At 48.0% G+C, this 10,344-nt stretch carries 12 protein-coding genes; 9 read left to right on the plus strand and 3 right to left on the minus strand.

All coding sequences use genetic code 11. The features are described 5' to 3' along the window. The coding region (locus V6Z81_11375; protein ID MEG9863067.1) for an enolase C-terminal domain-like protein at positions 1-412 on the plus strand (412 nt) is incomplete at its 5' end. A gap of 65 nt (positions 413-477) precedes the next feature. Here the strand turns inward: V6Z81_11375 and V6Z81_11380 are convergent. After that, complete coding sequence (locus V6Z81_11380) at positions 478-795, minus strand: hypothetical protein (GenBank protein ID MEG9863068.1); 318 nt, start codon at positions 793-795, stop codon at positions 478-480. A gap of 223 nt (positions 796-1,018) precedes the next feature. Here V6Z81_11380 and V6Z81_11385 point away from each other — a divergent pair, with 223 nt between their 5' ends. After that, on the plus strand, positions 1,019-2,386 hold the full coding sequence (locus tag V6Z81_11385; GenBank protein MEG9863069.1) for an MATE family efflux transporter: 1,368 nt from the start codon (positions 1,019-1,021) through the stop codon (positions 2,384-2,386). Between the two features lie 162 nt (positions 2,387-2,548). Here V6Z81_11385 and V6Z81_11390 read toward each other — a convergent pair whose 3' ends face one another. Further along, positions 2,549-2,947 (minus strand): YciI family protein, encoded by a 399-nt coding sequence (locus V6Z81_11390; protein ID MEG9863070.1) that lies wholly within the window; start codon positions 2,945-2,947, stop codon positions 2,549-2,551. A gap of 140 nt (positions 2,948-3,087) precedes the next feature. Here V6Z81_11390 and V6Z81_11395 point away from each other — a divergent pair, with 140 nt between their 5' ends. The 7 genes from V6Z81_11395 to V6Z81_11425 all read left to right on the plus strand — a co-directional run bounded on the left by V6Z81_11395 (position 3,088) and on the right by V6Z81_11425 (position 9,289). Continuing rightward, positions 3,088-3,759, plus strand: a complete 672-nt coding sequence (locus V6Z81_11395; GenBank protein MEG9863071.1) for a malonic semialdehyde reductase — start codon at positions 3,088-3,090, stop codon at positions 3,757-3,759. A gap of 41 nt (positions 3,760-3,800) precedes the next feature. Further along, positions 3,801-4,262: an OsmC family protein gene (locus V6Z81_11400; protein MEG9863072.1), complete on the plus strand. Its 462-nt coding sequence runs from the start codon at positions 3,801-3,803 to the stop codon at positions 4,260-4,262. A 53-nt stretch (positions 4,263-4,315) separates the two neighbouring features. Beyond that, entirely contained in the window at positions 4,316-5,410 is a 1,095-nt protein-coding gene (locus V6Z81_11405) for a C4-dicarboxylate TRAP transporter substrate-binding protein (protein ID MEG9863073.1), read from the plus strand. Positions 5,411-5,435: 25 nt separating this feature from the next. Then, complete coding sequence (locus tag V6Z81_11410; GenBank protein ID MEG9863074.1) at positions 5,436-6,053, plus strand: TRAP transporter small permease subunit; 618 nt, start codon at positions 5,436-5,438, stop codon at positions 6,051-6,053. Continuing rightward, positions 6,050-7,360, plus strand: a complete 1,311-nt coding sequence (locus tag V6Z81_11415) for a TRAP transporter large permease (GenBank protein ID MEG9863075.1) — start codon at positions 6,050-6,052, stop codon at positions 7,358-7,360. Before V6Z81_11410 ends, V6Z81_11415 begins: the two co-directional genes overlap by 4 nt. Before the next feature lie 21 nt (positions 7,361-7,381). Continuing rightward, on the plus strand, positions 7,382-8,251 hold the full coding sequence (locus V6Z81_11420; protein ID MEG9863076.1) for a dioxygenase: 870 nt from the start codon (positions 7,382-7,384) through the stop codon (positions 8,249-8,251). 165 nt (positions 8,252-8,416) lie between these two features. Then, entirely contained in the window at positions 8,417-9,289 is an 873-nt protein-coding gene (locus tag V6Z81_11425) for a fumarylacetoacetate hydrolase family protein (protein MEG9863077.1), read from the plus strand. 59 nt (positions 9,290-9,348) lie between these two features. On the opposite strand, the gene V6Z81_11430 is transcribed toward V6Z81_11425, so the two are convergent. Next, positions 9,349-10,344: PLP-dependent transferase (locus tag V6Z81_11430; protein MEG9863078.1), on the minus strand; the 996-nt coding region annotated here is incomplete at its 5' end.

Raw genomic sequence — 10,344 nt, forward strand, 5'->3', positions numbered from 1 at the left:
GGAGTTCAATCGCTGGGGCTGGAGGCAGATTCTTGAGAACCGCGGACTTGACATCGCGCAGCCGGAAGTTTGTGCTGCCGGCGGGATCAGCGAGTATCTACGCATCCTCGCGCTATGTCATTCCCATTTCACACCTGTCGTCAATCACGTCTGGGGTTCTGCGGTTGCGGTGGCGACCAACTTGCAGCTTCTTGCGGCAATGCCGGATCTGCCCGGCGGCCTGAACCCGTGGGAGCCGATGCTCGAATTTGATACCACTGACAACAAATTCCGTGATGAGTTGCTACTCGAGCCTTTGGACATACAGGGGCAGGTCAAATCGCAGGACGGCTATGTCAGAATACCTGATGCGCCGGGCATTGGCGTTGAGCCGGACCCGGACTTCATCGCAAAGCATGAGTTGTCCCTGTAGATGCGTGACGTAGATGCGTGACGAGGAAACCATGACAGAAATCACCGGCACCAGAGCCGTCATTGCTATTGCGGCATTGCCATCATTTCTGAAACTTCCAGCGTGCCCCCATATTTTAGGTGAGGACAGCTTTTAAGTACATCCAGTGCATGATCAATATTTTCAGCTTCCAGAATTGAGAAGCCCGCAATGGGGTGCGGTGAACCTGATTCAGAAACCCCATTATCGGTCAGCACTTTTGTAACCCCTACAGGCGTGCCCGGGTTTACGAGTGCCGAACCCAGGCCTGTAGCCCATGCTTTCCACTCCTCCATACCCTTTTGGCCTTCTTCGGGTAATTCTGGCTTCCTTCCGCCGTGATAGGTAAATAGAAATTGTGGCATCGTTTTACTCTTCTCAATATTTTGACATATAATCCCAAGGGTTGACCACCCTGTGAATTAGCTCAGCCTGAATGCTAGGTCGTGACCAGTTCTGCGTCAATTCGGATAATTAATTTAGATAATGGAAACTCGAAGTGCCATTGATAATGAAGAGAGGACCTTCAGTGAAGAGAGTTTCAAACATATATAACGGTTCCGATTTTTTCAGAAGATTGATTTCGAAATGAATTCCGGACAGCAAGATAGTGATACGCATTCTGGCAACGGAATGGTCGACATCCTTAAAATGGCCATCCCACTGGGATTGGCGAATATAACCATTGTTGGGAACTCCGTTGTTGATACAATAATGGTGGGAAATATAGGGTCGTTTGAACTGGCAACGGTTTCTTTGGCCCTGCAGGTCTTTTTGCTTGTTGTAATTTTTGGTGAGGGCCTCGCGCTTTCATTTTCGCCTCTTTTCACCGAACAGCTGGGCAGGGATGATGCGCGGGGGAAATACCGCATTCTGGAAGGTAATCTGATTGTTGCCGTATTATTCAGCATATTGGCAACGCTGATCCAGTATAACGCTGCGGATATTTATCTGTTACTTGGGCAAGACCGCTCGATTGCTGAATATTCCGTTCAATATAATAAGATTATCGCCTTTGGTATTCTTCCGGTTCTGGTTTTTGTCATATTCTGGGAATTGGCATGCATTTATGACAAGGCCAATATGCTGACCGTGGTTTCGGTCATAGGTTTCATTAGCAATATCATTTTGAACAAGATACTTATTTTTGGAACCAGCGTGACACCAGCATATGGTATTGCGGGGGCAGCCGCCTCTACCGTTCTGGTGAGTGTTATCATGGTAGCGATGCTGGGCTACTATATGCGTGCGGAGTTGAAATCGATTATCCGGATACGCTTCATCGGTGCATCCTCGCTTCGCAGTCTTTTTCATATTTTCAAACTTGGTTTTCCGATTGGCCTGTCTGAGCTGGCCACGGCCGGTTTCTTCATATCCTCAACGTTTCTGGTTGGCTTGATTGGGGTAGATGAACTGGCAGCACATGCCATTGCCTTTCATGTGATCGAGCTTGCAATCGTCTTTGTACTTGGGTTTGAGGAAGCGGCGGCGGTTAAAATGGGTCTTGCTGTGGGAATGAAGCAAGGCCCGGAACAAATCAGGGTGCTGGTGCGAAATTTACTGGTCTCAACCGCTGTATTTTCAGCGGTATTTGTGATCATATTGATTGTTTTTAGCGATGTGATTCCATCGTTCTTCCTGACCGCCAACGATAAACATCAGCCCATCATGTCGCTTGCAACAACACTTATCCTGATCGGTGCCGCTTTCATCATTCTGGATGCATTTCAGTGCGTATTGCGGGGTGCGTTGCGGGGCATGCAGGATACAGCTGTACCGATGGTCAATGTCGTGGCCGGATTTTGGCTGGTGGGTGTGCCCCTCAGCTACTATCTCTCGCAGGTCTTGAATTTTGGCGCTCCCGGAGTCTGGTACGGTCTTAGTTGCGGGCTCATCGTGGTGTGTGTTTTATTGTTATTCCGACTGAAAGTGCAGAATCTTGCAGTAGAATGGTGACAAATACGTGATTGACGGTTCTGCCACAGAAAAAGAAAATAAAATTTATGAAAAGATTGTAGAAAAGGCTGGCGATGCGGTGTCAGTTATTAAATCGAAAACCAAAAAATTAAAGCAAAATTGAGCGGCGATGAGTAGCCGCTCATTGTAACTTGATCGTCTTCATGATGTTTTCAGGGAAGATTGATTATTTTGTGCGGCGAGTATGGATGAAAAATTTGGCGAGGCCTCATTTATCAACCATTTTCGAATTGTATATGTCCGAACGCCTTCTTTATGCATGGGATCATTCTTCGCTAATTTGTCAGCATCATCCATTGAAGCGGCACGATATACGATAAGGCCATTGCCCTGCATCAGCTCGCCCGTGGGGTCGGACACGGGTCCTGCAAGAAACAAGCTTCCATCACTTTCCAGTTTTTTCTGGTAGTCCAAATGGGCAGGTAATGTCTTAGTTAACGCTTCCGGCGTGCCAACCGGTGTCGTCTCCACAACGTATAATTCGAACGCTAAAGCACCCCTTTCCTTTGCTGTTTTTTTATACTCTTCCCATGTGGGCATAGTATCCTCGCAGGATTGTTCACCGGATATACTATGCCAGATTCAAGTTTAAACAATATTAAATATCGATTTTATTTGACCGTTTCACGATAATATGGGTATTTCTTATGCTGATACATTGCTGATGAGGGTCCGGGCCATTGACTTCTGCAGATAATAAACAGGAGGAATTAGAAGAGATACGCAAAGCTGCGCAAGATGATATTCGTGCCCTGCGTGAAGAGATTACCGAGCTGGACCAGTCTTCTGTCGACCTCATCATCACCCGCGCCCGGTCGCATAACGCCTGGAAAGACACCCCCGTGACCGATGCGCAGATTCAGCGCATGTATGACATCGTAAAAATGGGGTCGACCAGTATGAATAGCTGCCCGGCGAGGTTTATATTTGTCCGCTCCAAAGAGGGTAAGGACAGGCTTGCAAAATCGGTGAAGCCAACGAATTTGCCCAAACTCATGGGTGCACCACTAACCGTTATTGTCGCCTATGATACGGAGTTTTGGAAAGAGCTCCCCAAACTGTTTCCGCATGAAGACAGGCGACCGATGTTTGAGGGGAATAAAGAATTTTCGCTGGATACGGCTTATCGAAATTCAACCCTTCAGGGCGCTTATTTGATGATTGCGGCCCGCGCCATAGGACTTGATGTGGGTGCAATGTCCGGATTTTCAAATGAAGTTGTAGATCAGGAATTTTTCGCAGGCACAACATTCAAGTCAAATTTCCTTTGTAATATAGGCACGGCCGATGAGACCGGCGTGTTCCAGCGCTTACCAAGATTTGACTTTGATGAAGCTTGTTCCTTTGCTTAGTGTCTTTAAGAGAAGAGATTATATTGGAGTAGATATAGAGAATGTCAGCGAACGTAAAAGAGAAAACAACGGTTAAACTGCGTGCCAGTGCGGACTGCCCGTCCCATTCGCTGGCCAATATATCCGTCCGCGATATTGTCTTTGCAATAGATGAGCCGAAGGAGCGCGGCGGAACTGATAAGGGACCAACGCCGACGGAAACCGCCCTGGCAGCATTGATTGGGTGCACGAATGTGATTGGCCACAAATGCGCCAATAATCTCGGGATTGATATTGGCCAGTTGGAAATCATCGCGACCTGCGATTTTGACAGGCGCGGTGTTACGCTTGCTGAAGAAATAGAGATTCCGTTTCAGACCATCAATCTGAGAATACAAACCAGTAATGCGGTGCCTGAATCCGATCTTAACCGGTTATCGCAGGAAGTTTCCAAATTTTGTCCATTGTCTATACTATTCCGACAGGCAGGGACAATTATCGAGGAGGAATGGATTTCAGCATAATTGTTGCGAGAAGCCTCCAATACATTTAACATTTAATTCTGGGAGGATTATCAATGTTTAATATTAAAAAAATGCTCCGCCAGGGGCTAATCGGTATTGCCGTCTTAATGGCGGCGGTTTTCAGTGGCATGCCAGCCATGTCGATGGAAACGATCAAAATGATCGCTATAGACGGCTATCCGGCACGGGCCATGTGGGTCAAGGAGTTCTCCGGATTTTTCATACCACGTGTCAATGAAGAACTTAAAAAGAAAGGCAACTACGAGATTGAATGGCAGGAGGCTTATGGCGGCCAGATTGTTAAACCGCGCGGTGTTCTTGAAGGCATTAAACTTGGCCTTGGTGACATAGGTGTTGTCACTACGATTTTCCATAACTCTGCATTGCCTAGTCAGGGTATTTCGGCAGTAACGCCATTCATATCTGCCGATGCCAGAGTTGTGGCCAAGGCGGTAGATGAGATTGCCAGAGAATTCCCGCAAATGGCCAAAGAGCTGGACGCGGAAAATCAGGTTTATTTAGCGACCGGCGTGGTACTTGATACCTATCAGCTTTTCTCGAAAACTCCGATTAAATCGCTTAAAGACCTTGAAGGCAAAAAAATTGCCGGAGCAGGTTACAATCTGCGATATCTGGAAGGCATCAAAGGGGCCAGCGGTGTCCGAGGAGGACTGCCCAACTTCTATTCCATGCTTCAAACAGGGGTTGTTGATGCCGCTATGCTTTGGCCGGAATCCGCCAAGACGTTCAAAATCGCCGAAGTGGCCCCTTATATGCTGAAAGTTGATCTTGGTGCGGTGAATTCCAAAACGGTAACGGTCAATAAAGAGGTTTGGGACAAGTTGCCTGATGAAGTGAAGTCCGTGCTTAAGAAGGTTGCCATCGAATATCGCGACCACATCGCTGCTATCGCCATGGACCGCGCGTCTGAATCACTTGAAGCCTATAAGGCTGGTGGTGGTAAGGTCACTGTGCTGTCCAAAGATGCACGTGCGGCTTGGGCAAATGCCATGCCTAACATCGCTAAGGACTGGGCCAAGAAGCTTGATTCAGAAGGCGCCCCCGGCTCAGCAATGCTGAAGACTTATGTCGCCAAGTTGAAAGCGGCGGGTCAGATTCCTGTTCGGGATTGGGCCAGCGAACTTTGATTTTAGTGGCGGCGGAGGGAAGATAATGGAATTTATCCGCCGCCTCTACAATCCCATTATGCTCGTTGCGTCTGCGGCAAACGCCGTCGGGACACTCGTGATATTCATGCTTGTGGTGATTATGAATATCGACATATTTTCCCGGGGCATTTTCCACGCACCGTTCAACGGTGTTGTTGAAGTTGTTGTTTTCTCACTGATCTTAATCGTTTACCTGCAATTGCCCGATGTGGTGCGCAATAACAGGTTGACCCGCTCTGATGGTTTTTTAAGTGTTGCAGATGCCAGTTTTCCAGGATTGGCCAATATCATCTCGCGGCTGATCAATTGTTCGGGCTGTGTTTTCATGGGATTAATTACCTGGACGATGTGGCCTGAATTTGTTGAATCAATTGAAACCTGCCATTTCATTTCGCTACCTGAATTCGGGCCGGCGAAAACAGGCAACCTTATCACGGACATGTCCGTCGCATTGAAGCGTTGTGAATATTTCGGCACACCCGGTATTTTTACAGTGCCCTGGTGGCCCGCAAAACTGGCCATTGTCTTCAGCGCGTCCATGTGCTGTGTGATATTCTTTTTCCAGACGGTACTGGGCTCCCAGAGCCATATGTCTGCTGATAGCCGGGAGAGTAGAATATGACACCGGTCGAGATCGGCGCTTTATCTGTGCTAGCCATCGTCGGCTTAGTTTATATTGGCGTCTATATTCCTGTAGCTTTGGGGCTTGTCTCCTTTGTGTCGATTTGGCTGATTAGCGGGAAGTCCATACTCGCCTTTAATTTTCTCAAGGTCGCTGTCGGAGATGGTGTCACCGAATACCCTTTTGCGACTATTCCGTTATTCACGTTAATGGGGCTGCTGGTCTCCCGGGCGGAATTGGGTACGGATATTTATACTGTTCTCAATCGCGGGTTTCGCAAAGTTACAGGAGGCGTAGGGATGGCAACAGTGGGGGCAAATGCTGTTTTTGCCGCTGTAACCGGCTCATCAATTGCTTCCGCATCTGTTTTTACCCGGATTGCAGTACCTGAAATGCGTAAGCTGAATTATAACAAACGCTTCGCCGTCGGCGTGGTTTCGGGGTCGTCTGTGCTGGGGATGATCATTCCCCCTAGCGCGATGTTGATTATATATTCTTTTGTTTCTGAGCAATCGGTCGGAGACATGTTTCTGGCCGGTATAGTTCCGGGATTAATCCTGACTGCGGCCTATATTTTATGGATTTCCATTTCGGGTCGTATCCACCCAAGCTATATTGGCACAAACATTGATAGTGCTGACAGTGAGGCACTAACAATTTTTCAGATATTGGATAAGACCGTTCCGATTATCTCGCTCATTTTCATTGTTCTTGGCGGGATTTATACCGGATGGTTAACACCAGTTGAAGCCGGTGCCGCCGGCACGTTGGCGGCACTGGTTATTGCGATCATGCGCAGAAAAATGTCTTTCAGGGCGCTTTGGGATACTGCGATTGAAACGGGTCATATCACAGCGTCGATATTGTTTCTGATCGCTATGGCGTCCTTGTACAGTCGCATGCTGGGTTATGCCGGCCTGCCAAATCAGCTGGATGCATTTTTACAGAACCATTCATTCGGTTTTCTGGAGGTGATGATCATGTATGTCCTCCTGATGCTGTTCCTCGGCACTATCCTTGATACAGCCTCAATCATACTGATTGTTGTCCCACTTTTCATAACGCTTGTTGAATCTATGGGTATGAGCCTTGTATGGTTTGGCATTGTCACAGTTATTGGCGCGGAAATCGGGTTATTAACACCGCCACTTGGTATTTCGTGTTTCGTCATTAAAACCAGTTTGAATGATCCCCAAGTAAAACTTAAAGACGTGTTTATAGGCGCTTTCCCATTCGCAGTGGTTATGTTGCTGGTTCTAATTTTACTGATTAGCTTCCCTGTCCTTTCTATCGGCATTCTGGGATAACCCCCTGTCAGGAGATACATAATGCGCACAGTGAAAACGGATACAATAACTCAGGTATTTATTGACACCATTGCAGAAGATACCGATGAGCGTCTGAAATTTGTCCTGACAAGTCTGGTCAAGCACTTACATGATTTTGCCCGTGAAACCAGCTTAACCCATGATGAATGGCGTAAGGGATTAGAGCTTCTATATAATGCTGGTGAAATTTCATCACGGGAGCGAAATGAATTTGTACTGTTTTCCGATGTTCTGGGACTGTCATCTCTCGTTGACATGATCAACTCACCGGAAGGCGCCACACCGTCAAGCGTGCTTGGCCCGTTCCACATACTCGGTGCCCCTGATTTGCCCGTGGGCGGCGATTTAAAGGCAGATAATGAAGGCGATGCCGTAGTTGTGGAAGGCCGCGTCCTCACGACCAATGGCGAGCCCATTGAAGGAGCCATGCTAGAGATCTGGCAGACGGCTGAAAACGGTCTCTATTCCGGTCAGGATGAAGCGCAACCTGAATATAATTTACGTGCCCGGATGACAACGGGTAAGGATGGCCGCTATCTCTTCTCCACAATCCGTCCCGCACCTTATACCGTGCCTGATGACGGGCCTGTGGGTGAATTGCTGCATGCAACCGGTCGGCATCCATGGCGCCCGTCTCATTTGCATTTCATCGCAAAAGCACATGATTACGCTACATTGGTGACCGAGGTGTTTCCAAGTGATGACCCCTATCTTGATGAAGATGCGGTTTTTGGTGTGCGTGATAAACTCATCATGGAATATAAGGAAGGTAAGAATACTGATGATCTGCCTGATGATTTGGCCATCAAAGCAGATATTAAAGAGCCGTTCTATACTGTGGACTTTGATTTGGTTCTCTCGCCCAGATAGCCAATGCGAAACCGATAATTGCCGTCTTACAAAATTTCCGTTGGTGTTGTAGTGCTCAATCAGCTGTTTAGCCGACAAGTTACCATTCCGTATATATCGGTTTTTCTTGCCAGAGATAATGGGAATCGTTAAAATTTATCATTTAATTTTCAATGGATTAGTGTAATGCGATTGGTGAGTTTTCAGGCTGAAGATGGTGCCCGAATTGGTTTCGTTAAAGGCGATAAGGTTATTGATCTGACGGCAGTAGATTCATCCGCCCCCCGTGATATTCAATCTGTGATTTCGGAAGGCAAACTGAAGAGTCTTGGCGTAATCGCCGACAGGGCTTCTGAAAATGCCGCATTGAAATATGATGAATTGAAATTAAATATCCCCATTCATTCGCCCGGTAAAATTCTTTGCCTCGGCCTTAACTATATGGACCATGTGGATGAAGGGATTTTTGAAAAGCAACCTTATCCCACCATCTTTATGCGAAGCATCACCTCACTGGTTGCACATGATATGCCTGTGATTCGGCCTGAAAAGTCCGAAACTCTCGATTTTGAGGCGGAATTGGCGCTGGTCATTGGCAGGAAATCACGGCATCTTACGGCTGAGAATGCGCTAGACGCTGTGGCAGGTTACAGCTGTTTCAATGATGGTTCGGTTCGCGAGTATCAGCGTCATACGATTCAGTGGACGATGGGTAAAAACTTTGATCGGACCGGGCCTTTTGGTCCTGTTTTCGTCACCGCTGATGAATTGCCTGCAGGAGCTAAGGGGCTTGACATTGTATGCCGCCTCAATGGTGAAACCGTTCAATCCAGTAATACCGATATGATGATCTTCCCAGTGGTTGAAACACTAGTTTACCTCACCGAAGGAATAACCCTTGAATCAGGTGACATCGTTGTCATGGGAACCCCTTCAGGCGTAGGTCATGCCCGCAAGCCTCCACTATGGATGAAAGCCGGCGATGTCGTCGAAGTTGAAATTGAAAATATCGGTCTGTTACGCAACCCTATTGCTGATGAAGCTGATTTGATGGGTTGAGATTTCACTGATTACATATACGAATAGTTTCAGCATCAATTTCGGCAGATTTCCGCATGTTATTTTGCAGCCCCGGCCGATTTGTTAAGAGCCTGATCTATATCTTCGATAATATCTGCAATATTCTCAATCCCCACGGAAAGGCGGACATAGCCAGGGGTGACTCCTGCACTCAGCTGATCTTCTTCGGGAAGCTGCGAGTGGGTCGTGGAAGCCGGGTGGATTGCCAATGTGCGGGCATCGCCGATATTGGCAACGTGATAGACCAGCTTGAGGCTGTCAATAAACCTCTGGCCGGCCTCAATGCCGCCTTTTAATTCAATTCCAACCAGTGCGCCATAACCCTTTGTCAGATACTTTTCGGTCAGATTTTTCTCGGCACCCTTGAAAAGGCCGGGATATGTCACTGATTGGACCGCATCGTGCTTTGATAGAAATTCCGCAAGTTTCGCGGCATTGGCCTGATGTTCGCGGAATCGAAGGGGCAGGGTTTCCAATCCTTGAATCAGCTGAAACGCATTGGCGGGAGAAATTGCTGCGCCCAGATCCCGCAATACCACCACACGGGCACGGATGGCATAAGCAATCGGGGCTCCCAGGGCTTCAGGGACTAACGTGCCCCATACAGCGCCGTGGTAACTGCCATCAGGCTCGTTGAAATGGGGTTGCTGCTTGGGATGGGAGCACCAGTCAAAATTCCCGCCATCGACAATAATGCCGCCGATTGATGTGCCGTGCCCGCCGATAAACTTGGTCAGGGAATGGACCACAACCGCAGCCCCATGATCAAAGGGCCGGCAGGTGATGGGTGCTGCGGTATTATCGACAATGAGCGGGATCCCGCGATCTTTGCCGAGGGCAGCAACTTCACCGATGGGGAAGGGTACCAGCTGGGGGTTTGGCAATGCCTCCCCGAAATAGGCCCGGGTGCGCTCGTCGCTTAATTCTGCGAAACTTTCAGGACGCGCCGGGTCTGCAAAACGCACGTCTATTCCCATTTTCTTAAGGAGATTTGTGAAAAAGTTATAGGTTCCGCCATAGAGATGGGGAGATGA

The organism is Parvularculales bacterium, assembly GCA_036881865.1.
Taxonomy (GTDB): domain Bacteria; phylum Pseudomonadota; class Alphaproteobacteria; order JAPOUT01; family JBAJNM01; genus JBAJNM01.